Below are 22,440 nucleotides of genomic sequence, written 5' to 3'. Positions count from 1 at the left end.
CACGGGCCATCCGGCCCGCAGACTGCGGGTTGGTTTCTTTGGGGTTTCGTTTGGGTGGGCCGTCAGGCCTGGGCGACGAACCAGACGTTCATCGGATCATGCGGCAGCACATGCTTTTCGACCGAGGAAAAGCCCGCCCGTTTCAGCATGTCGAGTGCGGTTTCCCAGCCCCACATCGTGCCAAGCCCGGCACCGCCCTGCCCGATAGAGACAGGCGTGCAATGCGCGCAGGACACGGCGTAGAGAAAGGCCGCCATCGGGAAGTCGAGGTTGTTTTCGAGCTTCGCCGAACCGCCAACATCCTGCATCACGTACACGCCGCCGGGCTTGAGCGAGGCCCTGAGGCCACGGACCAGCCCTTCGGGGTCCTTCTGGTCGTGCACCGCGTCGAAAGAGGTGACGAAGTCGAACCCGTCCGGTTCCTCGAAGCCCGTAAGATCGCGCACCGCGAAGGTGATGTTGTCGAGCCCGGCATTGCGTGCCGAAATCTTGGCATATCCGATCGCGTCGGCGCACAGGTCATAGCCGGTGAAGCGGCTGTTCGGGTAGCGCCGCGCCAGCGCGACGAGCGCATGACCGCGCCCGCATCCCGCGTCCAACACGTCGATACCGGTTTCCAGTTTCTGGTCGATCCCCTCCACAAGCGGCAGGATGAAGTCGAAGATGCCTTCGGTAACGGTCTGGTCGCTGTCTTCCGCCATGATCTGGTGGAAGCAGGGATAGTCGTCATAGGCGGTTCCTTCCCCGGTTTCGAAACAGTTGATGACGCGGTCCTCGACCTTGCCGAGGATGCTGACATGCTGGGCGTAGACGGCGAGGTTGCCGAACGGCGCGCCGCGGATCAGGCAGGCGGCATGGGCGTCCGGCAGGTGGTAGCGGCGCGTCAGCGGATCGTAGCTGACCACGCCGCCCGTCACCATCACGGCAAGCCATTCGCGGACGTAGCGTTCGCTCAGCCCGGCCCAGTCCGCGATGGTCGCGCTGTCGGCGGCCGGCTGGCCTGCCAGCGTCTCGAACAGTCCGGTGCGGTGGCCGACCGAGATCATCGTCGCCACCGCCCCTGCGGTAAGCATGTCGCCGACACGCTCGGCAAAGCGCTCGGCTGTTGCCAGGTCGGCTACGTTTACAGGTTGGTTCATGTTTTTTCCTTTCCAAGTCGATGTGAGGAAAGGTCTTAGAAGCAGAGAATAAATGCGGTAAGGTCGGGATTCGACGAAAACATGCGGTTTCTGCCACGCAAGGGAGGCCAAGATGTCGAATGAGCCGCGTTTCGCCCTTCTCGTCGTGCCCGACACCACGCCAACACCGCTATTTGGTCTCTACGAAGTGCTGGTGTCGGTCGGTCGGGTCTGGGAGAACTTGACGGGGGAACGCGCGGATGCGCCCAAGCTGTCACCCAAGCTGGTGACGCGTGATGGCAAGCCTGTAACCGGCGCCTACGGCATTCCGATCCAGCCGCACGACGCCATGGGCGATGCGGATGTCGTGATTGTGCCAGACATTTGGTTCTCACCAACCGATGATTTCGGCAAGAAATGGGCCGAGGAAATCGCCTGGCTGCGGGAACGCCGAGATGCCGGGGCGATTATCTGTTCGGTATGCACCGGCGCCGTCATGCTGGCCGAGGCGGGCTTCCTCGACGGCTACGAGGCGACCACGCACTGGTCGATGGTAAATCTGTTCCGGGAAAGATACTCGAAAGTTCGCTTGGCGCCGCAGCGGTTGCTGACACCGGCCGCGCCGGGGCACCAGATCGTGACCGCCGGCGGTGCTTCGGCGTGGGAAGAGCTTGCCCTTTATCTCGTCGCCCGCTTCAGCGGCGGCGCAGAGGCGGTGCGGATGTCCAAGGTTTTCCTTCTCGGCGATCACTCCGAGGGCCAGTTGCCGTTCGCTGGCGCGCGCCCGGCGAAACGGCATGACGACGCGATCATCGCGCGCGTGCAGGTCTGGGTCGCCGACAACTATCACCGCAGCAACCCGGTTGCGCTGATGATCGCCGAATCCGGCCTTCCCGAGCGGACCTTCATCCGGCGCTTCCGCGCTGCCACCGGATACACGCCCATGGAGTATGTGCAGACCATGCGACTGGAGGAAGCGAAACACCTTCTGGAGACAACAGACGACGCGGTTGAGGCGATCGCCATACAGGTGGGGTATGAGGACTCCAACTTCTTCCGCCGTCTATTCAAACGTGTCGTCGGGATCACGCCAGCACGGTATCGCCAGCGGTTTTCCCTCATCGCCAAGGCCGCTGGGCAAGCATTAAGCCTCGCAGGATAGGGAGCGAAAAAACTTCGACGTCCGTTCCGTCCCTCTCTGCAGCGCCTCGAAACGGGCAAATGCTGTAACAGTTCTCCAAAGCCTGTTTCGCGGCAGCAGCACCTCGGCATCGACGTTACCGACGAATGTCGGCTCTGGGCCGTTGCATCAACTGCCCAAGACAGCTTCCATAACGCGAGCAGGTCAATCCTCTCTCCGGAGCCGCTCAGCCATTTCAGCGAAGCCACGCGCCTCGGCATGTTCAAGTGGCGTGACGCCATCGCGATCGGCAAGGGTGCGGTCGGCCCCGGCGGAGAGAAGTGCATCGAGAACGGCCTGGTGATCCGGGCCACCGTCCCCCAGCACGACGGCTTCCATGACGGCCGTCCAGTGCAGGTTGTTAATGTGATCGAGCGGCGCGCCCGCATTGATCAGACGCCGCACCACCTCGGCATGGCCGAGATGCGCCGCAGCGATCAGCGCGGTTCCAAGGTAGGGACTGGTTACAAGGCCCGGATCGTTGCCCAGCTCGATGGCGAGCGACATCAGGTCGGGATCGTCCTCCACAGCAGCGATGGTAACGACGTCGTAGGCCCGGTGTTCGAGAGCGTTCATGTCGGCACCGGCCTCGGCCAGGGCGCGCAGAGCCTCGTCCTCGGAGGCGAAGGCCGCCACATGCACAGGCGTCCGGCCCCTGGAGTCACGGGCATCGACGTCAGCACCTTGCGCGACCAGCCGTTCGATCCCGGCGACATCGCCCTCATGGGCGGCCCGGAAGAGACCATCATAGGCCGCAATTTCGCTTGTCGACGGGGCGGTTTGCGCCGCGACCGGGCCGGCAAGGCCGATGAGAAGGGCAATCAGGGAAAAGCGGCGCATGGGTCTACCTTTCTTGGGGTGTTCGTGAGGACGGGTCCGCGCCTCGCGCGCGGACCCCGTTTGCTTTACTCGGCGCCGATTGCGTCGAGACCCACGCGGGCGCAATCCGCGTCGATCGCACCAGACGGTGCGCCGCCAACGCCGATGCCGCCCACGAGCGCGCCACCGATCCGGATCGGCAGGCCACCGGCCTGGATCACGAGACGCGCGTCCATGTCGCGAAGGCCGTTGTTCGCCGTGTTGCCCGAGATAAATTCGGCAAGCCCGGCGGTGTCCCGACCGAGACCGGCCGAGGTGAAGGCCTTTCCGGTCGCGCTCGACGCCGTATGCGGGCCGGAATTGTCGGCCTTCAGAAGCACCTTTGTGTTGCCGTCGCGGGCGACGATCGCGACGCTGACGTCGTGACCCTCAACGGCACAGGCCTCGAGGGCCGCATTCGCGGCGTCGCTCGCCAAGGCAAGCGGCAGATAGGGGCTGGTGGGCAGGTCCTGCGCCGCGGCGGCCACGGGGGCGGCGAGTGCCGCGAGAAGAGCGGTTGTTCTGAGCATGTCGGTTCTCCTTTTTTGGGTGACAGGGAGACACCTACGCTATTGCGGGGGCCTGCCCCATTCGTAGGTCGGCCCGACACCTCCGTAGAACTACGGAGCGCTCTCGGCCTCGATCCAGAGACGCGTCATCTCGGCGGGCGAGGTCGTGCCGAGCTTGGCCCCGATGGCCGCGCGATGGCTTTCCACCGTCCGGGGCGAGACGTCGAGCGCCCCGGCGATGTCGCGGGTCGCGAAGCCGCGCGCCACGAGCGACAGCACTTCCCGCTCTCGCGGCGTCAGCCCGGCCAGGAGCGCCATCGTCTCGCGACGCTCGGCGTCGGCTTCGGCGGCACGGCCGAGCGCGGACTGTCCCTTCTGGATGGCGTCGATGAGGTCCTGTTCGTCCACCGGTTTCGACAGGAAGTCGATGGCGCCGTTGCGGAACGCCTTTCGGCAGGCCTCGATATCGCCGTGCCCGGAAATCACGACGGTCGGCCAGGCGACACCGATTGCGGCCAGGCGTTCCTGCAGCTTCAACCCCGAGATTGCCGGCATCCGGATATCGAGGATCAGGCAGCCAGGATCAAGCTTCGGAAGAGCCGACAGGAAGTCCTCGGGACCGGCGAAGGTCCTGACATCGATCCCCACGGTCGAGAGAAGCAGCGAGAGCGCATCCCGGACCGCCGCATCGTCGTCGACAAGATAGACCGGCGCCGTCATTCCGCGGCCTCCCGGACAGTGCGGGCCAGCGGCAGGGTGATCCTGAACCGTGCGCCCTCGCGGGCCTCGGCCAATGTAAGATCGCCGCCAGTTCTCTCGACCAGGCGATGGCTGAGCGCCAGGCCGAGGCCCGTTCCGCTCTCCCGTGTCGTGACGAAGGGGGTAAACAGCCGGTCCCGCACATCCGGCCGAATGCCGGGTCCGGTGTCGCTCACGTCGATCACCGCCATCGCGCCGACGAGCGACGCCTCAACCGCAACCTCCCGCGCCCCCGCGCTCTCGGCGACCGCGTCGAGCGCGTTTCGTATAAGGTTGAACAGGACCTGCTCCAGTTCCACACGATCGCCCTCCACCGTCAGAGGCTTCGGTGACAGCGTCAGGGTGAGGCGGGCACCAATCTCCCGGGCCTGTCCCGCGAGCAGTGTTTCCGCCACGCGGATGCAGTCTCTGAGATCGATGGGTTCCGCATTGCGTTCCCGCGGCCGCGTCCACGTCCGCAGGCGCTCCAGGATAGCTCCTGCGCGCCGGGTCTGTCCGACTACCTCGTCGAGAATCCCCGCGACGCGGTCCGTGTCGCCCCGTGCGGCCAGGTGCCGGGCCGCCTGCGCCTGCGCCAAGATCGCCGTCAAAGGCTGGGTCAGTTCATGCGCCATGCCGCTGGCCATCTCGCCGAGCGCGTTTACCCGGGACGCATGGCTGAGACGGGTCTCGAGACCGCTCAACTCAGCCCGCGCTTCCGCGGCGCGGACCTTGGCGCGTTGCCGACCGATCACGCGCAGCGCCATGGCGCCAAATGCGATCACGGCCAGGACAAGGGCCACCCGGCCCGGAGGCAGGATGTCCGAAACCGTCATGCGGATCGCAGTCTTCAGTTCAAGCGGCTGCGTGCCACTCGACAGGGCGCGGGTAAACTGCGGCGCGTGGAAGTCTCCGGCAACACCGATCAGCGTTGTGCCGTCGGGAAGCGCCAGCCAGCGCGTCGCCTCGGCCCGCGTCCAATAGTCGGAATCCCCGTCAAGCAACGCCGCAGCGTCGATCACGAGGGCGAGCCCGTAACGCGCCGCCTCCGAATTCGGGCTTCGTTTGACGATCAGGTAGGCCGGGCGGTCGGAGGGATAGCGTACCAGCACCGGGGCACCGGTCGAGCGGTCGGCGGCCGCGCGGATGAGCTCCCGGAGATCGGCCTCGCGGACCCCGATCTCCAGCACGCCGTCCTCCCCGTCGAGCGGCACGAGGGAGACGCCGATGATCCGGGGGTAGAACCGCATGATCGCGCCGGCAACTTCGCGGAAGAGGTCCGGACGCTGCTCCGCCCCGGCCACCGCAATGGCCGACAGGGCCGTCAGATGCGCATCGTGCTGGTCGACTCGTTGCGAGGCGACCGCGTGAAGGCGCTCGCTCTCCGCCGTCAGATCGCCCAGCCGCGCGCTGCGCTCGACACTAGCAAGTGCCGCAAGGGCAAGTCCGGATAGCAAAAGCCAAGCCATCCCCTTTGCTAGGGGGCGGGGCAAAAGGTCTCTGACGTGTTGCATTGCCTCTGCCAAATATCCGATCCCGATGCGAGCGCTGCGGTTGGCGCATCATGACGTGGGAACAGCTTAACCTTTTGGCGCGGGTTTGAAATCCGTAGGACTACAGAGACCAGTCGAGGCAACATCATCGGTGACCTGCTCCCGCAGCGAACGTCAGCAATGCGGGATGCAGGCGCCGCATCACGGTCGGCTGATGGATGTCGGCAAAGGGCCGTCCCTAGGTTCCGGGCTGCACCAGGAATGCCCGATGCTGCGCCGCATCCGAGGTCGGCAGAGAGCCCAGTTTGACCGTGATCCTACACGCGGATACGAGGGATCAATGAAATTGCATTCGACTGGCGGCAAGGTGCGTGCATGTCGAGAGGGGTGTGAATGGACGATAATCTGGCCACCGGACAGTGCCTGTGTGGCGCTGTGACGTTTTGCATATCGGGAGAGTTCGAGAGCTTCTTCCTTTGCCACTGCGCCCGCTGCCGCAAGGGCAGCGGCTCTGCCCACTCGGCAAACCTGTTCTCGACCAGGGCAATGATCAACTGGGTATCGGGAGAGAAATATATCAAGACATTCCGGCTCTCCGGGTCACGACATACGAGGAGTTTTTGCGCAGATTGCGGTTCCGCGCTCCCTGTTTTTCAAGTGGACCTTGGCTTACTTGTCGTGCCAGCGGGATCGCTTGATAGCCGGATCAACATACGCCCCAACGCGCATATCTGCTGGTCCAGTCGCGCGAACTGGGACAACGACCCGACCTCCATCGAAAGGATCGACGGGCTCCCGCGTTGAACGTTCGATCCGGTGATCGAATTTCGAACAACAGCCAGATGACATTGACGCGACAGTCGGCTTCGTCCCGCAGACCGTGAGTTCATACTGCTCGATGTCTTGCACATGCAGCGAACGGCAGGTTCGACGGGCCGCACCGCAGCATTCGAACTCCCAGGCGGAAGGCGGCTTTGGGCCGTTAACGCACTCAAAACTGATGCTGCACCTGCGAAGTGCTGTATTCGGGCAACGTCCGCTGAGCGCTGTTCACTTCCGTTGGCGCGCCATTGATGCACCGGCGACAGTCGCGCAGGTTTGAAGGGCGAGTATGCCGACCTTCCGGACCTTCGCTGCGCGCGCGATATTTCGACCTTAGGCAATGCCGAATTCCGAAAGGAGGGCGAGCCATTTGCTGCGGACGCCCGCCCCTATGAACCGCTGGAAAAAGAGCACTTTGGATTTAGAGCCTTGTCCATCAGCCCCTCCACCGGCGGGTTCCCCCATCTCGTCGCGATACAATAGCCACTGTGGCTCGCACCGCAACCGCTCGGACCTATGTGCTCCTCACGTAGCTTCCGGGTGCCGGTTCGATCGATTTGTACTTGCCGCGTTTCGCCGGCTTGCGCGCGGCGACCGTCTGGCCGTCGCTGGCCTCGATCCATTCGGCCCAATACGGCCACCAGCTGCCTTCGTGCTGCGTGGCCCTGGCGAGGAATTCTTCTGGGTCTTCGGGATAGCTGGCCGAGGTTCGGTAGCCGTATTTCTGGTGCGTGGGCGAGGGCGGGTTGATGACCCCGGCGATATGGCCGGAGCCGCCGAGGACGAATTCCACCTCGCCGCCGAGAAGGCCGGTTGTCGGGTAGATCGACCTCCAGGGTGCGATGTGATCGTCATGGGTGGCGAAGATGAAGCAGGGCGTCGTGATCTTGGAGATGTCGATCCTGACACCGTTCAACTCCAGGCCGCCGGGCTGGCGCAACCGGTTCTCGAGATAGACCTTCTCGAGATACCACAGCAGCATGGCCGCGGGCAGGCGCGTCGAATCCGCGTTCCAGTACAGAAGATCGAAGGGGCGCGGCTTGTGTCCTCGCAGGTAATTGGCCTCGTAGAACGACCAGATCAGGTCGTTCTCGCGCAGCATCGAGAACATGTCCTGCAGGTTATGCGCTTCGAGATAGCCCTTTTCGGCCATGTGCCCGCGCATCATGTCCAGCAGATGGTCATCGACGAAGACGCCGATCTCGCCCACATCCTCGAAATCCACCAAAGTGGCCAGGGTGGTCGCGGAATTGATGCGGTCGTCGCTCATTGCGGCCAGATAGGCGAGCATCGCGATGACCAGGATGCCACCGATGCAGAAGCCCAGCACGTTGGCCTTGTCCTGCCTGGTGATATCGCGCATGGCGTCGAGTGCGGCAAGCGGGCCCAGCGTCATGTAATCGGCAAAATCCATGTCGGCATGGTCCCGGGTCGGGTTCACCCAGGAGATCACGAACACCGAATGGCCCCGATCCAGCATGTAGCGGATCAGGCTGTTTTTCGGCTGCATGTCGAGGATGTAGAATTTGTTGATCCAGGCCGGCACGAAGAGAAACGGGATGGCATGCTGCCGGTCGGTGCGCGGATGGTACTGTATCAGCTGCATCAGTTCGTTCTGAAAGACAACCTCGCCCTCGGTGGTGGCCAGATCCTTGCCGACCTCGAAGGCCGATCTGTCATTAGTGGCGATTGCGAGCCGCCCCTCGCCGTGTTCCAGATCGTCGAGCAGATTCTCGATACCATGCAGAAGGCTTTCCCCGTGGGTTTTGATCAACTCGTTGCGGGCGCCGGCATTGGTCGCCAGGAAGTTCGCCGGCGACAGGGCGCTGAGCGCCTGGCGTGTGTAGAACTTCACCCGAAGGCTGTCTTTCGACTCCTGGTCGAGATCGTCCAAAAGCTCTCCGACGGCCTCTTCGAAGGCGAGATAGACGTCGCGATACATCCGCGACGCCGGGTCCTCCGACCAGCTCCGGTCCTTGAACCGGCGGTCGTGGGGCCCGTCACCATCCACCGTTGCCGCCCCGGTGAGCAGGGCGGTCCAGGCCCGGGCGATGCCGGCTCCGGCCTTCAACTGCGCCGACCAGAGCTCTTGAGGATGGCGGAGCAACTCTGCCCAGACGTTGCCATAGGACTGTGCCAATGACACCGAATCCATCAGTGCATATTCTGCCCCTGTGGCCATTGCGAGGGAATGCGCTTGCATCTTGCCGCTGGCCACGAGGGCGCGATGGGTCAGGAGCATAAGGCGCAATCCGGTCTGGGCAATCTCGGCTGCGTCCGGCGTCCGATCTTCGGTGCTCATGCGTATCTCCTCCTGTTGCATCCCCGCGCGCCTCGGAGCCTTGGGGCGTAGGGGGCGCCGGAGCGCCCCAGGAACCAGTTTCAGTTCAGGCGCTCGAAGGCCAGCGCGATGCCCTGTCCGCCACCGATGCACATCGTGACAAGACCGTATTGCCCGCCGGTCCGCTCCAGTTCGTAGAGCGCCTTGACCGAAATGATCGCTCCGCTCGCGCCGATCGGATGGCCGAGCGCGATGGCGCCGCCGTTGGGATTCACCTTGTCGGTGTTCAGCCCTAGCCCGGCATTCACCGCACAGGCCTGCGCGGCAAAGGCCTCGTTGGCTTCGATCACGTCGAACTGATCGGCACTCATGCCGATTTTCTTCAGCAGGTTTTCCACGGCCGGGATCGGACCCAGCCCCATGACCTCGTGGCGGACGCCGGCATGGGCATAGCCGAGCAAGCGTGCGCGCGGTTTCAACCCAGCCTTCTCGGCGGCCTCCGCCGAGGCCAGCACCAGCGCCGCAGCCCCGTCATTGATGCCAGAGGCATTGCCGGCTGTCACCGTGCCGTCCTTCTTGAAGGCCGGGCGCAGCTTTGCCAGGGACTCCATCGTGGTGCCGGCCTTGGGGTGCTCATCGGTGTCGAAGGCGACGGCCTGGCGCTTGACCATGACCTCGATGGGCAGGATCTGGCTCTTGAAATGCCCTGCCTCGATCGCCGCGACCGCGCGCTTCTGGCTCTCGACGGCGAAGGCGTCCTGCACCTCGCGGCTGATCTGGTGTTCCGCGGCGACGTTTTCTGCCGTCACGCCCATGTGGCCGACGCCAAACGGATCGCTCAGCGCGCCGATCATCATGTCGGTCATCGAAAAGTCGCCCATCTTGACGCCTGTCCGGACGCTCTGCGAGCTGTGCGGCGAGCGGGACATGCTCTCGGCGCCCCCGGCAAGGGCGAAGTCGATATCGCCGAGCATGATATGCTGAGCGGTCGAGACGATGGCCTGGGCCCCCGAGCCGCACAGCCGGTTGACGGTCAGCGCCGGGCACTCTTCCGGGATGCCGGCATCGACCGCGGCGACGCGGCTCAGATACATGTCACGTGGCTCGGTATTGATCACGTGTCCGAAGGCGGCATGGCCGATCTGCGCGGGATCGACTTCCGAGCGTGCCAGGGCCTCCCTGGCCACTGCGGCTGCCAGGGCCGTGGGGGGCGTTCCGGCGAGCGAGCCGCCGAATGTACCGATTGCGGTGCGCACACCGTCCAGGATGACAACATCCTTTGCCATGATTGATCCTCTCATTACTTGGTCGTGAGTTCGTTGCGGCCGGCCGTGCTCAGCTGAAATACTGCCCGCCGTTGGCCGAAATCGTCGATCCGGTGATGAACCCCGCCTCGTCGGAGGCGAGGAACAGGACGCAGCGCGCGACCTCTTCCGGCTCGCCCAGCCGTCCGACCGGGATCTGCGGAAGGATATGCTTGTTGAGCACCTCCTCGTCGATGGCGCGTACCATCTCGGTCCCGATATATCCCGGACAGACCGCGTTCACGGTGATACCGGCGCGGGCGCCCTCCTGCGCCAGGGCGCGGGTGAACCCGATATCTCCCGCCTTGGCCGAGGAATAGTTCGTCTGGCCGGCCTGGCCTTTCTGCCCGTTGACCGAAGAAATGTTGATCACGCGCCCGAACTTGCGCTCGCGCATGCCGGGCCAGACCGGATGGGTCATGTTGAACAGGCCGTTGAGGTTGGTGCCGATCACGGCCTCCCATTTCTCCCTGGTCATCTTGTGGAACATGGCATCGCGGGTGATGCCGGCATTGTTGACCAGCACCTCGACCGGGCCGAGCTCCGACTCGACCTTGCCAATCCCCTCCGCGCAGGCATCATATTCGGCGACGGACCACTTGTAGGTCTTGATGCCAGTTTCTTCGGTGAACTTGGCGGCGGCCTCGTCATTGCCGGCATAGTTGGCGGCAACCTGATATCCGGCGTCGCTCAGCGCCCGGCTGATCGCGGCACCAATACCGCGGGTTCCGCCAGTAACCAGTGCAGTTCTGGACATGTTGATTTCTCCTCCGTGGTGAAACGGTCCAACAACATTCCCTCCCGGACTGTTTCCTCCCGGACCGTTTCTTTTCAAACGATTCTCCTACTCTACCCGCGAGTCATCTTGCTGCGAGAGTTCAATTTGCTCTCCATCGTCGGTGGCAGAAGGTCGGGTGGGCAACGAGGCGCGACACCACCTCGCCAATGACCCTGAAACTAGCCCGCGACACTTCCTTGATCGGCCTGGAACCGCTGGGTTGGTGAATCTCCCCGTTGCGGCGGCCAGCAGAAAGAATTGGCAAGGTATTTCGGTCAGCCAGATGCGAGATCTTGAAGACCAAAACCAGAGTTCCGGGTGGACCGGACCCCAAGCTGCGACTATCCCCGGCGACAGACTGTGGGGGAGGACCGCCGAATGGCGAAGGCGAACGGTATTGATGGCCTCATCGGGTTCATCAGAAAGGAAAATGCCTGGAGTGAGAGCCTGCTACAGGTCCTTGGCGAGCACATTGGTCCAGCTCTTGAGGAATTCGACCTCGACTTCGAAGATCTGGATGAGTTGCTTGGTGACCCTTGGCCGATGACTCTGTGGGGCTGCGCATTCGAGGACCTGCTAGGCCGAACCTACGGCAAAGGCCAAACCAACGTCGTCGACGTTTACCTTGGCAAGCGCGGTTGGAACGAGACCGCGGAAGACCGTGCATACCTTGCCGGTTTGCGGTCGGCCGCCCCCAGCCTCTACGAGGTGAGCCAGATCGTCCCTGGGAAGTCGATGGAGCTTCGTGACCTGCTCAGCGACGCCGATCCCGTCACCGTGCGGGAGAAGAGCGCAACTCGCAGCCTTAAGCCTTGGGACCGCATCGCCGTGCGCGTGGTTCCGCAGGGGGACGATCATGTGATATCCGGCGCGCTTTTGCAGTTCCCGGCAGCGGCCGCCGAGTTCCTACTCGACGGCTTGCGGCAGACGTTGGACCTCGGTCCGGAGACGGAACTCCGTCTTGATCAAAACGTACGGCGCCGCTGCGCACCGCTCTTCGCCAATGCCTGGCTTTTTGCCCAACTGCCGAAGATACTCGATCCGGAGATGCCAACGCTGACAAACAGCAGCGGTGATCTCTTGGAATTCCATGACTTGCGGTTCCCCCTTTCTACTGGGGTCCTGCAGAGGGACGTTCGGGGTCGCCTCTCTGCACAGCCAGACCTAGCGCCTGAGGGTCAGAAAGTGTGGAACTGGATCACTACAGCGCCGGCAATACACAGCGGACCCAAGGGTGCCATGGCCCTCGATTCCTCGATGGATGGCCAGACCGTCCTTGGCAACCTGGAGCTGAAGGGGAAGGCACTTACCCTGTCTGTCAACTCGGCCGAACGCGCCAAGCGGGGGCGTGCAATGCTGATGAACGCACTCGGCGACCTAGTGAAGTCGCCGTTGACCTCAATACGAACCGTCGAGCAGGAAATGGCAGAGCGCGAAGAAGCGCCCGCCGACGAGATCCCGCCGGATATTGCTCGGCAAATTGTTCATGAGCATCTCGACAGACACTATCGGGACACGTTGGACCAGCCGATACCGTCACTTGGAGGGAAAACCCCTCGTCAGGCCGTTCGCAGTGCAGCGGGTCGCAAGAAGGTGGTTGCCTGGCTGAAGCACATCGAAAACTCGAACGCGCGCAACACTGAGTCTCCGACGGCAGAGTACGACTTCCGTTGGATGTGGGAGGAACTTGGGGTTCTGGACGCGCGGATATAGGCCCCGCGTATTGTTAGGCGACTGGAATTGCAGAGTTCCAGGCTGTGAGGATGTATCCAACCCGATCAAAGCAACTTGGCTTGAGACGGAAAAGGAGGGGACGACATGAGAAGAATTCTAGTCACGGGTGCGAACAAAGGCATCGGATTTGCCATTGCGGAGCGGATCCTGGAGGAGGCGGATGATACCTTTGTGTTCCTCGGGTCGCGCGATCTCGCGCGTGGCAACACCGCCGCCGAAAGCCTCTCGCGGGCAGGTGCGGATCGAGCCGACCGCATTCGGGTCGTGGAACTCGACGTGTCGAGCGACGTATCCGTAGACCATGCGGCTCGCAAAGTGCGGGAGGCGTGCGGGGGCGACAAGCTCTACGGCATCGTCAACAACGCAGGTATCGGTCTCGGAACTGACGATCTTCGCAGCGTCCTCAACGTGAACACCCGAGGTGTCCAACGGGTCTGTGACGCATTCATCCCGCTTCTCTCCGACGGCGGTCGCATCGTCAACATTACCTCCGCGGCGGGCCCAAACTTCGTGGCCACCTGCAGCGAAGATCGGCAGGCATTCTTCAAGAACCCTGCCGTGACCTGGGAAGAAATCGAAGCCTTGATGGAAGAGTGCACGGCAATTGCTGGTGACTCGGGAGCCTTCGCATCTCGCGGTCTGGGCGACGGTTCGCCCTACGGGCTCTCGAAAGCCTGTGCAAATGCATACACGCTCCATTTGGCGCGCGCGTACCCACAATTCATCATAAATGCCTGCACACCCGGCTTCATCGCAACGGACCTTACCCGCCCCTATGCGAGCGGACGTGGGAAGACCCCGGAAGAACTGGGCATGAAGTCTCCTCGGGAAGGTGCCAACACGCCGATCTTCCTCTTGTTCGGAACGCCGGATAGCAGCGGACACTACTATGGCAGTGATGCAAAACGCAGCCCGCTGGATCGTTACCGGGAACCGGGGAGCCCTCCCTACACCGGCGACTAATGTCGCCTTTCTGGACAGGTCTGGCAGCGCAAACCCGTTTTTTCCGGGTTTGCATTAGGATTTGCTGCGGCTGTCGGTATAGGGCACCCACGGATCCCAGCAGAAGTGCCCTATTGCTCCAATCTGCGCTGCGACCGATCTCACCAGACGGGTGTTCTCTTTATGTTCCGGTCGCGCTATCCTGCCCGAAACAAGACATCGCGCGAGGCGGGACATGGCAGAGGCAGCCTATCTTGACAAACTGAACGACGGCCAACGCGCCGCCGTGGAATTCGGCGTCGGCGACGAGATTTCGCCGCCGCTGCTCGTTATCGCCGGCGCCGGATCGGGCAAGACCAGCACGCTGGCGCATCGGGTCGCCCACCTGCTGGTCAACGGCGCCGATCCGCGCCGTATCCTGCTGATGACCTTTTCGCGTCGCGCCGCCACCGAACTGGCGCGCCGCGTCGAGCGGATCACGGTGCAGGCAATGGGGACCGCAGTCGCGGGCGAGGCGCTGACCTGGGCCGGCACCTTCCACGGCATCGGCGCGCGGATATTGCGTGAGAACGCGGTGTCGGTCGGTCTTCACCCGGAGTTCTCGATCCACGACCGCGAGGACAGCGCCGACCTCATGAACCTTTGCCGCCACAGCCTCGGGTTTTCCCGAATGGAAAGCCGGTTCCCCGCCAAGGGAACGTGCCTCTCCATCTATTCCCGTGCCGTGAATGCCGAGGAGCCCCTGGTCGAGGTGTTGCGCAATCGCTTCCCTTGGTGCGGCGGATGGGAGACCGAGTTGAAGCAACTCTTCGCAGCCTATGTTGCGACCAAGCAGGAACAGAACGTGCTCGACTATGACGACCTGCTGCTTGCCTGGGCGCAGGTCATGACTGATCGCGGCTTTGCAGCGCATATCGGTGCCGCTTGGGACCACGTTCTGGTCGACGAGTACCAGGACACCAACCGGTTGCAGGCGCGCATCCTGAAGGCACTGAAGCCAGACGGCCGGGGGCTGACTGTGGTCGGAGACGATGCTCAGTCGATCTATGCCTTCCGGGCCGCGACGGTGCGCAACATTCTCGACTTTCCGGCCGGCTTCACGCCGCCCGCCAGTGTCATCACGCTCGATCGGAACTATCGCTCCACCAGGCCAATTCTCGATGCCGCGAATGCCGTGATCGGCCTCGCCCGGGAGCGGTTCACGAAGAATCTCTGGACTGAGCGTGTCTCCGATCAGAGGCCGCGCGTCGTGACCGTCGCCAGCGAGGCCGAGCAGGCCCGCTACATCGCGAACCGAATCCTCGAAGATCGCGAGACGGGCACGCGACTGAAGGACCAGGCCGTGCTCTTCCGCACCTCCAGCCACTCGATTGCGCTCGAAGCGGAACTGACCCGGCGAAACGTTCCTTACGTGAAATTCGGCGGGCTGAAGTTCCTCGACAGCGCCCATGTGAAGGACCTCATGTCCTTCATGCGGCTTGCCCGAAACCCGCGCGACAGGGTGGCGGGCTTCCGCGTGCTGCAACTCATTCCCGGCATCGGGCCGAAAGTGGCGGGGAGGATCCTAGATGCGCTGGACCTCGTTGCCGATCCGACGGCCGCGCTCGCGGAGGTCTCACCGCCCGCGCCTGCGGCGGTCCACTGGCCGGCATTCGTCTCGGCGATGACGACGCCGGCTCCCTGGCCCGCCACCTTCGGTCTTGCTCGCGCCTGGTACGAGCCACATCTCGACCGTATCCACGAGGACGCGGACTCCCGCCGCGCCGACCTGTTGCAACTGGAGCAGATCGCCACGGGCTATCCCTCCGCCGAAGCCTTCCTGACCGAGTTGACGCTGGACCCGCCCAGTGCCACCAGCGACCTCGCGGGGCCGTCGCTCAAGGACGAGGATTACCTCATCCTCTCAACCATCCACTCTGCCAAGGGGCAGGAGTGGAAATCGGTCTACCTGCTGAACGTGGTGGATGGGTGCATTCCGTCCGACCTTGGCACAGGAACCACCGAGGAACTTGAGGAGGAACGGCGGCTCCTCTACGTCGCGATGACGCGGGCGAAGGATCAGCTGACGCTGGGCCTTCCGCTGCGCTTCTACGTGGCGAACCAGGCCCGGAACGGTGACCGGCATGTCTACGCGACGCGGACGCGGTTCATCCCGAAGGAGATCCTGGACCATTTCGATGTGCTGACCTGGTCGCCGGCCCGGCAGGACGCGCCGGCAAGACCGGCGCCAACCCCGATCGACGTCGCTGCGAGCCTGCGCCAGATGTGGAGCTGATGCGCGGTCTCACCTCTTTCGTCGGCGGGACCGATGTCCGGTTCCGTTAAGGCATCATGAGGCGGCCGAGCCGCGCACTATCATTTCGGCCCACGCGGGTTATCTGTATTCGGGACTTCAGCCAGTTCAAACTGACCCTTATCTGAAATCGCCGCAAAAAATCGCCTCGCACGCAAAATGCCGCGCTGCGGAATCTTGTCTTGCGCCTGCCGCGCTGCGGCGTGATACACGCGCCGCGAGAGCTGCTCGTTCTAGCCAAGGAGAGAAGACATGACCAACCCGAACGAATTCAGCAAAGTATTCGCCGCCTTCCAGAATGCTTTCCCCTTTGACCAGAAGACGATCGAAGAGGGCGCAAAAACCATGGCCGGTTTCGGCGAACGGTTTGCCTCCGTCGGGTTTGACACAGTGTCGAAGTCGAGTGAGATCGCTGCCCGCGCCACCCAGGATTCGATCGCGAATCTGCGCGGCGTGTCGGTTGTTCGTGACGAACCGTCCGACTACGCCCAGGCCATGGCGGACTTCGCGCAAAGCCAGTTCGAACTGGCCGTTCGGGTGGCCGAGGAGTTTGGCGTCGTTGCACAGCAGGCGCAGACCAGTGCCGTTGAACTGGTCTCGAAAGCCAACGAAGCCGTTCATCAGCAGGCGGCCGTGAATATCAATTCCGCCTCTAAGCCGACGAAGGCTGCTGGCCCGAAGGCCGCCTGAAGCTCGGTCTGGTTTCGACTGAACATTGCTGGGAAATTTTGCGGCGGATCTTATGGTCCGCCGCTTTCCTATCTCGACGTCCAGAACGGAAACGATGTCTGCTCAGGCGGTGTCACGGACGGCACCGGATTCCAGCAGGGCGACGCGTGGAGATGGCGCCACTTGTCGGCCCTTGCGCGGGGCGCTGCGCCGATGAAGCAGTCTGTTTCCGATCTTTGACCGCGCCGTCAACTTGACTTCGTCATTCTTGTTGATTAATCCGGCGCGCGTTCAGGTGCACATTAGCACATCTCTTTCTGAGAAGAGCGCGGCGAGTGGAGTGAGTGGCCACTCGCCGCTATTTTTTGAGGCGGCGGCATGCTTTCCAAGATGTAGGGGCCTCTGGACCTGACGCCAGCATCGTCCCGAGGGCGGGCCTCATCCGCAGGTTTGTGCAGCCGAGAGCCAACAGCACCTTGCGGCTGTCTCGCAGACCATAAGTCGTGATAGGCGAGTTTGATTGGGTTTGGGGGGACTTAAGATGACCGACGACGCAGCGACTTTGGACGTGACCGTCCGGCGAAGGTGCTCTGGCGCGGGCCGCTGGTTCCCGGTTACGCTGCCTGCGCAGCGTAACGCCAGGGTATCAACTCGTCGAGACGGTTGATCTTGTGGTCGGCGATGCGACCGAGCACCCAGGTCAGCCAGGCTTGCGAATCTATGCCGTTCAGTTTTGCGGTTTCGATCAGCGTGAAGGCGATGGCCATGGCTTTTCTGCCGCCTTCGGAACCGGCGAACATCCAGTTCTTCCTGCCGATGGCCACGGGCTTCATCGCCCGCTCGGCTGGATTGTTGTCGAGTTCGAGTGCCCCGTTGTCGAGATAGGGGCGAGCTTTCGGCATCCGGCCAAGGGCATAGCGGATCGCCTGTGCCAATGGCGATTTGCCCGAGATCCGGGGCAATTGCGCGTGCAGCCAATCCTAAAGGTCGTCGAAGACCGGCTTGGCCTTGGATTGACGGAGCGCCACCCGTTCGTCAGGCGGTTTGCCACGCGCTTCTTTCTCCACGGCGTAGAGTTCGGCGATCCTGCGGATGGCTTCTTCGGCAATGGCCGATCCCTGCGAAGCGAAGACATCCACGAACTTGCGCCGCACATGCGCCATGCAGGCCATCTCGCGGGCCTTGTCGTCGCCGAACAAGCCGTTGAATCCGGAATATCCGTCCGCATGAAACCAGCCCTTATAGCCGGATAGATGACTCACGGGATGTTCGCCCTTGCGATCCACGGTGAACTGGTACCAGACGCACGGCGGCGATTGCCCCGACCATGGCCTTTCGTCCCGGACATAGGTCCAGACCCGCGCGGTCTTCGTCTTCTTGCTTCCCGGCGCCAGCATCTTCACGGGCGTATCGTCGGCGAAAAGGGCCTCTCCCTTTCGTGCCAATCGGCCAATGGCATCGGCGAGCGGCTCCAGCAACGCCGTCGAGCGCCCCACCCAATCGGCGAGGGTGGAGCGATCCAGATCGACGTCTTCGCGGGCAAAGACTTGAGATTGGCGGTACAGGGGAAGATGGTCCGAGTATTTGGACACGAGGACATGAGCCAGCAGCCCCGGACCGGGGCGACCGCGATCAATCGGGCGAGACGGCAGAGACGATTGGACAATCGCTTCACAGCAGGCGCAGGCCATGCGCGGGCGGACGATCCTGTTCACGACGAACCGGCCGGGAACTGACGCCCCTTAGGGTCACTTTCTGCGCCGTCCAGTCTGACCATGGTGGGATTTGACCGTTCGCTACTTGGGTAACGCGGCCATTCACGCGATGCGCAGCAAAGGGCCGCTTCCCGCCCGTCCTGCAATCCGCTGAACCTGTGACAGCTGAAATCTCGCGCTCGGAGTGAAGGTCTATTCATGGGTGACAAGCGCACACAGCGATAGGGTTCACCCCTGCAACCAGTCATCGGAGAACTCGACAATTTCAACTCCGGCCAGGCTCCTGACCCGCTCGAGTTCGGCTATCAGGGCAGACGTCCGCCCCTTTCCCATCCGCACTCCGGGTTCTGGCCAAAATGCGCTGACGGTGAGAACATTGCCGGTGCGCCTGGCGTCGAGACGTCCGATCACACGGTCGCCCTGCAGCACGGGAAATATGTAATACCCGTACTTTCGCCTGGCTTCCGGGACGAAGATCTCGATCCGGAAATGGAAACCAAACAGGCGTTCGGCGCGTGCCCGGTCCCGCAACACCGGATCAAACGGCGACAGAAGGCGCACACGGGACGATGGGTCCGGCAGCGAGGATATGGTGTCGAGCACAGTTTCGGTCGTGAAGCTGCGACGACGGGAGCCATCTGCCATCTCGATGTCCGTCTCGATGATTTGGCCGGCAGACAATGCCCTTGCACACCAGGCCCTCGCCTCGTCCCGTGTCACGATCTCGAAGAAAGCTGCCAACTCTCCACTCGTGCCAAAACCAAGCCGCTTGAGCGCCTCCGACATCGCCCAGTCAACGATCTCACCGTCGCCCTTTTGGCTGTTGCGGTGCTCTGCCGGGATGACGCGCTCGGTCAGGTCATAGAACTTCCGGAAGCCCCGGCGATGGCAGATCGCCAGCCGGCCGGACCGCCAGAGAAACTCAAGGGCCGTCTTGGACGGATGCCAGTCCCACCAACCCGACGAGCCCTTCTTCTCGCCGCCGCCGAGATCGTTCGAGCACGCCGGACCATGGTCACCAATGTGCCGAAGCACGGTGTCGATTTCGGATTCCCACCCTTCGCGCCGTGCCGCCGGCCAACGTGCACGCATGCGTGCCTCGTCCCGAGCGAACTTCAGTCGCCACATCGGGTAGAACTCCATCGGGATGACCGCGGCGTCATGTGTCCAGTGTTCGAACGCGGTCCGGCGATGCGAGACGAGGCGTTCGAGCGCCTCAGGCCGGTAGCGGCCCCGGCGGGACCACAGGATCAGGTCATGGGCGCGGGCGAGCGTGTTGACGCTGTCGATCTGGACGAAGCCGAGTTCGTGAAGCACGCCGTCCAGATCATCATCTCTCCCGGAGCCGGATCCCGTGCGCAGCAGCAGGTGCCGGTCCAGAAACAGGCGGCGAGCACTTTGATTGCCCAGCAGTGAGCGCGTCATCCGCTCACTCCGTCGGCAATGCTGCAGAAATCATCCAGGGTCCGCATTGCAGGGCCACTTCGACGGGCTGAGAGCCTTCGGCAAATGGAAGCTGTGTCGCAAACTGGCGTCTTCAACATGCCTTGGCCGCCACATCGGTGGTTTTTCAGGAAAGCGTTTCGCGGGAAGTGAGGCAAGTTCCTAGAACCGCTCGACCCAGGGGCGCACGGCGATCTCGTTCGACCAGGCACTGCGGTCCTGCTCGATCAGATGGCGATATGTTCGCGCGATCGCTTCCGGTCTGAGCATCGAACCCGGGTTGTCCTCCGGCTCGATGCGGCCGGGATTGAGAATCCCGCCGTCAATATTGATCCATGCCACGTGGATACCCTTCGGGTGGAGTTCACGGGCCATGCTCTCGGCCAGGCCGCGCTGTGCGAACTTGCCCATTGCGAACGAAGCGGATTGGGGAAAGCCCTTCACCCCGGCGGAAGCCCCCGTGAAAAGGATGGTCCCGCGTTTCCCATCAATCGGCTCGGCATCCAGCATCCGCCTGGCAGCATGCTTCCCTGCCAGGAAGGCGCCGATTGCCGTGATCTCGATGGCCTTCCGGACATCATCGAGATTCAACTCGGTGATTGGCCCGCGAACACGCGCGGAGGGGTTGTAGATGACCACCCTCGGAGCCTCCGGCAGTTCGGCAAAGAGTTCCGCAACCGCGCCTTCATCCGTTGCATCCAGCAAAACGGTGCGGGCGCCGGTCTCCCCGGCCACAGACTGCATCCTGTTGCCGCTGCGCGCTGCCAGAGTGAGTTCGTGATCGATCATCAGTTCCCGCGCCAGGGACGCCGACAACCCGTCACCGACCCCGATGATCACGGCTTGCGATTTGGACATCGTCATCTTCTGTTGCTATCCTCAGCCAATACTTGACCCCGGAACGGCCATGACATAGGTGGTAATCCGCTGAGCGGGCGTTGTGTAGTGGTAAGACCTTAGCCTTCCAAGCTAATGACGCGGGTTCGATTCCCGCCGCCCGCTCCAGAAAACCATTTCCGACACATTGCCTGCAAAAATATTCATTGTTTGGTTGCATGTGTCTGAAATTTTTAAGAAATTCGTGATTTTATCTCTTGTCTTCCAAGCTAATGACGCGGGTTCGATTCCCGCCGCCCGCTCCAGAAATCCTGTTCCGTAACAATGCCCGGTAAATCCCTGGATCTTGCCGTGACCCGGCCCTAGGTCAGTGCGTCCAAGTCTTCGCCCGGACGAGGAAGAAACCGAGCTCGCGCTGTTTCTATCAGGTCGCAGGCTCCACCAGGTTGCTCCCGAAGAGTCGCTGAGTCCAAAGCTCTCAATGGCGTTTTCCAGACGCGGCTCGCCCCCCGGCCTCATCATGGCAGATCGTGGGACCTGGGGTGCCCTGAACGCGCTGCTGGCTACGGCAACGGTTCCGGCTTGGGACACTAAAACGCGACACGATCAATCATTCGGGATCAGGACGATCTTGCCGATATGGGTCTTTTTCAGGAAGTCCCGCTGCGCATCGGCGATCCGGTCCAGCGGATAGGTGTCGGCCAGAAGCGGCCGGATCTCCCTTTTCTCTATGTACGAAATGAGGTTCGGAAAGACCTGTTCGTCCCATGCCGTGCATCCGATCAGCGTCAGGTCCTTGAGATACATGTCGCGCAGATCGAGCGGGACGACCGATCCCGCGATCGCACCGGACGAGGCGAACCGCCCGCCGCGCCGGAGAAGCTTCAGCATCGTGGCGAAACCGGGTCCGGCCACGTTGTCGATGACCACATCGACGCTTTCCGCACCCAGAACGGAGAGCGGGTCGTCTTCGCGCGTCAACACATGGTCGGCCCCGATGCCGGCAACCGCGTCCCGCTTGGTGGCGCTGGTGATCGCTATGACCTCCGCGCCGCGCCGCCTGACCAGCTGGACGAGCGCCGAACCAACGCCGCCCGACGCGCCCGGCACCAGCACCCGATGGCCCGGGCCGACACCGGCACGATCGATCATGTTTTCGGCCGTGCCGTAGGCGCAGGGGATCGAGGCGAGTTCGGCATCGCTCCAATTGCATGTCACGGCGAAGATCTCCGCTTCGGGCACCTTGACGTATTGCGCGAAGGCGCCGTCGAAATCCGATCCCATCCAGATGGTGTCCAACCGGCCGAAGCCATCGACGCGCATGCAGGGGCGCACCAGGACACGCCGCCCGATCAGGCCAACGTTGCCGCGAGGGCCGGTTTCGACAACCTCTCCACAACAATCCGTGCCCTGGATCAGGGGAAAAGGCGTCGGCGCGCTCCAGCCACCATCGGGCCGATCGTCGGCCTCCTCGATATCGGCGGTTCCACCGGTCACGGACGCGGAATACCAGCCGAGTCTCGTATTGATGTCGGTGTTGTTCAGTCCCGCCGCCAGGACGCGCAGGAGCACCTCTCCCGGACCCGGCGAGGGGATCGGCACGGTCCTGAACTCCAGCCTGTCGTATCCGCCCGTGCCCGTCGTGACGACGGCGTTCATCTGGTTCGGCTTTTCGGCCCCTGTGCCCATCATTGCCGTCCCTCCCAGATTGGTACAGCCTGCACCG

At 62.9% G+C, this 22,440-nt stretch carries 19 protein-coding genes, 1 tRNA gene and 1 pseudogene; 8 read left to right on the top strand and 13 right to left on the bottom strand.

Features of this window, described 5'->3' with window-relative positions:
• Positions 1 to 62: 62 nt before the first annotated feature.
• Positions 63 to 1,139, bottom strand: coding sequence for a class I SAM-dependent methyltransferase (locus EU800_RS20530; RefSeq protein WP_129635260.1), 1,077 nt, complete (start codon positions 1,137 to 1,139; stop codon positions 63 to 65).
• Positions 1,140 to 1,284: 145 nt separating this feature from the next.
• On the opposite strand from EU800_RS20530, the gene EU800_RS20525 reads away from it, so the two are divergent.
• Positions 1,285 to 2,280: a GlxA family transcriptional regulator gene (locus EU800_RS20525; protein ID WP_242500653.1), complete on the top strand. Its 996-nt coding sequence runs from the start codon at positions 1,285 to 1,287 to the stop codon at positions 2,278 to 2,280.
• Positions 2,281 to 2,463: 183 nt separating this feature from the next.
• Here the strand turns inward: EU800_RS20525 and EU800_RS20520 are convergent, their stop codons facing one another.
• The 4 genes from EU800_RS20520 to EU800_RS20505 all read right to left on the bottom strand — a co-directional run bounded on the left by EU800_RS20520 (position 2,464) and on the right by EU800_RS20505 (position 5,872).
• Positions 2,464 to 3,138 (bottom strand): ankyrin repeat domain-containing protein, encoded by a 675-nt coding sequence (locus tag EU800_RS20520; RefSeq protein ID WP_129635257.1) that lies wholly within the window; start codon positions 3,136 to 3,138, stop codon positions 2,464 to 2,466.
• 65 nt (positions 3,139 to 3,203) lie between these two features.
• Positions 3,204 to 3,686: a heme-binding protein gene (locus tag EU800_RS20515; protein WP_129635255.1), complete on the bottom strand. Its 483-nt coding sequence runs from the start codon at positions 3,684 to 3,686 to the stop codon at positions 3,204 to 3,206.
• A 90-nt stretch (positions 3,687 to 3,776) separates the two neighbouring features.
• Positions 3,777 to 4,385 (bottom strand): response regulator transcription factor, encoded by a 609-nt coding sequence (locus tag EU800_RS20510; protein WP_129635253.1) that lies wholly within the window; start codon positions 4,383 to 4,385, stop codon positions 3,777 to 3,779.
• Positions 4,382 to 5,872, bottom strand: coding sequence for a sensor histidine kinase (locus EU800_RS20505; protein ID WP_129635251.1), 1,491 nt, complete (start codon positions 5,870 to 5,872; stop codon positions 4,382 to 4,384). The genes EU800_RS20510 and EU800_RS20505 overlap by 4 nt, the downstream gene beginning before the upstream one ends.
• Before the next feature lie 417 nt (positions 5,873 to 6,289).
• On the opposite strand from EU800_RS20505, the gene EU800_RS29140 reads away from it, so the two are divergent.
• Complete coding sequence (locus EU800_RS29140; RefSeq protein WP_129635249.1) at positions 6,290 to 6,700, top strand: GFA family protein; 411 nt, start codon at positions 6,290 to 6,292, stop codon at positions 6,698 to 6,700.
• Between the two features lie 532 nt (positions 6,701 to 7,232).
• Here EU800_RS29140 and EU800_RS20495 read toward each other — a convergent pair.
• The 3 genes from EU800_RS20495 to phbB all read right to left on the bottom strand — a co-directional run bounded on the left by EU800_RS20495 (position 7,233) and on the right by phbB (position 11,060).
• Positions 7,233 to 9,020 (bottom strand): alpha/beta hydrolase, encoded by a 1,788-nt coding sequence (locus EU800_RS20495; protein ID WP_165354773.1) that lies wholly within the window; start codon positions 9,018 to 9,020, stop codon positions 7,233 to 7,235.
• A gap of 80 nt (positions 9,021 to 9,100) precedes the next feature.
• Positions 9,101 to 10,285 carry an acetyl-CoA C-acyltransferase family protein gene (locus EU800_RS20490; protein WP_129635245.1) on the bottom strand — a complete coding sequence of 395 codons (1,185 nt, stop codon included), beginning with the start codon at positions 10,283 to 10,285 and terminating at the stop codon, positions 9,101 to 9,103.
• Positions 10,286 to 10,334: 49 nt separating this feature from the next.
• Positions 10,335 to 11,060 carry an acetoacetyl-CoA reductase gene (gene phbB / locus EU800_RS20485; RefSeq protein ID WP_129635243.1) on the bottom strand — a complete coding sequence of 242 codons (726 nt, stop codon included), beginning with the start codon at positions 11,058 to 11,060 and terminating at the stop codon, positions 10,335 to 10,337.
• A 399-nt stretch (positions 11,061 to 11,459) separates the two neighbouring features.
• On the opposite strand from phbB, the gene EU800_RS20480 reads away from it, so the two are divergent.
• The 4 genes from EU800_RS20480 to EU800_RS20465 all read left to right on the top strand — a co-directional run bounded on the left by EU800_RS20480 (position 11,460) and on the right by EU800_RS20465 (position 16,740).
• The gene (locus tag EU800_RS20480; protein WP_129635241.1) at positions 11,460 to 12,794 is read left to right on the top strand and encodes a hypothetical protein; all 1,335 of its coding nucleotides are present in this window, start codon (positions 11,460 to 11,462) and stop codon (positions 12,792 to 12,794) included.
• A gap of 105 nt (positions 12,795 to 12,899) precedes the next feature.
• Positions 12,900 to 13,778, top strand: a complete 879-nt coding sequence (locus EU800_RS20475) for an SDR family NAD(P)-dependent oxidoreductase (RefSeq protein ID WP_129635239.1) — start codon at positions 12,900 to 12,902, stop codon at positions 13,776 to 13,778.
• Positions 13,779 to 13,992: 214 nt separating this feature from the next.
• Positions 13,993 to 16,032 carry an ATP-dependent helicase gene (locus tag EU800_RS20470; protein WP_129635237.1) on the top strand — a complete coding sequence of 680 codons (2,040 nt, stop codon included), beginning with the start codon at positions 13,993 to 13,995 and terminating at the stop codon, positions 16,030 to 16,032.
• Positions 16,033 to 16,302: 270 nt separating this feature from the next.
• Positions 16,303 to 16,740, top strand: coding sequence for a phasin family protein (locus EU800_RS20465; protein ID WP_129635235.1), 438 nt, complete (start codon positions 16,303 to 16,305; stop codon positions 16,738 to 16,740).
• Positions 16,741 to 17,333: 593 nt separating this feature from the next.
• On the opposite strand, the gene EU800_RS27620 is transcribed toward EU800_RS20465, so the two are convergent.
• The 3 genes and pseudogenes from EU800_RS27620 to EU800_RS20455 form a co-directional block, all read right to left on the bottom strand.
• A complete protein-coding gene (locus tag EU800_RS27620) occupies positions 17,334 to 17,486 on the bottom strand; it encodes a transposase domain-containing protein (protein ID WP_242500654.1) in 153 nt (50 codons plus the stop codon).
• Between the two features lie 15 nt (positions 17,487 to 17,501).
• Positions 17,502 to 18,440 (bottom strand): annotated as a pseudogene (locus EU800_RS20460) (IS66 family transposase); the annotation flags it as partial.
• Positions 18,441 to 18,662: 222 nt separating this feature from the next.
• Positions 18,663 to 19,751, bottom strand: a complete 1,089-nt coding sequence (locus EU800_RS20455) for a winged helix-turn-helix domain-containing protein (protein ID WP_371685652.1) — start codon at positions 19,749 to 19,751, stop codon at positions 18,663 to 18,665.
• On the opposite strand from EU800_RS20455, the gene EU800_RS29135 reads away from it, so the two are divergent.
• On the top strand, positions 19,692 to 19,850 hold the full coding sequence (locus tag EU800_RS29135) for a hypothetical protein (protein WP_371685653.1): 159 nt from the start codon (positions 19,692 to 19,694) through the stop codon (positions 19,848 to 19,850). The two genes, EU800_RS20455 and EU800_RS29135, sit on opposite strands and share 60 nt — an antisense overlap.
• Before the next feature lie 189 nt (positions 19,851 to 20,039).
• Here the strand turns inward: EU800_RS29135 and EU800_RS20450 are convergent, their stop codons facing one another.
• Complete coding sequence (locus tag EU800_RS20450) at positions 20,040 to 20,735, bottom strand: SDR family NAD(P)-dependent oxidoreductase (protein ID WP_207209948.1); 696 nt, start codon at positions 20,733 to 20,735, stop codon at positions 20,040 to 20,042.
• A 73-nt stretch (positions 20,736 to 20,808) separates the two neighbouring features.
• Between EU800_RS20450 and EU800_RS20445 the strand changes: the two genes are divergently transcribed.
• A tRNA-Gly gene (locus EU800_RS20445) sits at positions 20,809 to 20,882 on the top strand.
• 438 nt (positions 20,883 to 21,320) lie between these two features.
• Here the strand turns inward: EU800_RS20445 and EU800_RS20440 are convergent.
• Positions 21,321 to 22,406 (bottom strand): alcohol dehydrogenase family protein, encoded by a 1,086-nt coding sequence (locus tag EU800_RS20440; RefSeq protein WP_242500651.1) that lies wholly within the window; start codon positions 22,404 to 22,406, stop codon positions 21,321 to 21,323.
• Positions 22,407 to 22,440 lie beyond the last annotated feature (34 nt).

The organism is Tropicimonas sp. IMCC6043 (assembly GCF_004146235.1).
Taxonomy (GTDB): Bacteria; Pseudomonadota; Alphaproteobacteria; order Rhodobacterales; family Rhodobacteraceae; genus Tropicimonas.
This window is presented reverse-complemented; position numbering and strand designations above follow the sequence as displayed.

Bases quoted from the DNA above. Each gene is read 5' to 3' on its own strand.
- EU800_RS20520 (WP_129635257.1), bottom strand. From the start codon at position 3,138: ATGCGCCGCTTTTCCCTGATTGCCCTTCTCATCGGCCTTGCCGGCCCG.
- EU800_RS20440 (WP_242500651.1), bottom strand. From the start codon at position 22,406: ATGATGGGCACAGGGGCCGAAAAGCCGAACCAGATGAACGCCGTCGTC.
- EU800_RS20465 (WP_129635235.1), top strand. From the start codon at position 16,303: ATGACCAACCCGAACGAATTCAGCAAAGTATTCGCCGCCTTCCAGAAT.
- EU800_RS20505 (WP_129635251.1), bottom strand. From the start codon at position 5,872: ATGGCTTGGCTTTTGCTATCCGGACTTGCCCTTGCGGCACTTGCTAGT.
- EU800_RS20475 (WP_129635239.1), top strand. From the start codon at position 12,900: ATGAGAAGAATTCTAGTCACGGGTGCGAACAAAGGCATCGGATTTGCC.
- EU800_RS20495 (WP_165354773.1), bottom strand. From the start codon at position 9,020: ATGAGCACCGAAGATCGGACGCCGGACGCAGCCGAGATTGCCCAGACC.
- EU800_RS20530 (WP_129635260.1), bottom strand. From the start codon at position 1,139: ATGAACCAACCTGTAAACGTAGCCGACCTGGCAACAGCCGAGCGCTTT.
- EU800_RS27620 (WP_242500654.1), bottom strand. From the start codon at position 17,486: ATGGCCATCGCCTTCACGCTGATCGAAACCGCAAAACTGAACGGCATA.
- phbB (WP_129635243.1), bottom strand. From the start codon at position 11,060: ATGTCCAGAACTGCACTGGTTACTGGCGGAACCCGCGGTATTGGTGCC.
- EU800_RS20470 (WP_129635237.1), top strand. From the start codon at position 13,993: ATGGCAGAGGCAGCCTATCTTGACAAACTGAACGACGGCCAACGCGCC.
- EU800_RS20515 (WP_129635255.1), bottom strand. From the start codon at position 3,686: ATGCTCAGAACAACCGCTCTTCTCGCGGCACTCGCCGCCCCCGTGGCC.
- EU800_RS29135 (WP_371685653.1), top strand. From the start codon at position 19,692: ATGGGCGCGGGCGAGCGTGTTGACGCTGTCGATCTGGACGAAGCCGAG.
- EU800_RS20510 (WP_129635253.1), bottom strand. From the start codon at position 4,385: ATGACGGCGCCGGTCTATCTTGTCGACGACGATGCGGCGGTCCGGGAT.
- EU800_RS20490 (WP_129635245.1), bottom strand. From the start codon at position 10,285: ATGGCAAAGGATGTTGTCATCCTGGACGGTGTGCGCACCGCAATCGGT.
- EU800_RS29140 (WP_129635249.1), top strand. From the start codon at position 6,290: ATGGACGATAATCTGGCCACCGGACAGTGCCTGTGTGGCGCTGTGACG.
- EU800_RS20450 (WP_207209948.1), bottom strand. From the start codon at position 20,735: ATGTCCAAATCGCAAGCCGTGATCATCGGGGTCGGTGACGGGTTGTCG.
- EU800_RS20480 (WP_129635241.1), top strand. From the start codon at position 11,460: ATGGCGAAGGCGAACGGTATTGATGGCCTCATCGGGTTCATCAGAAAG.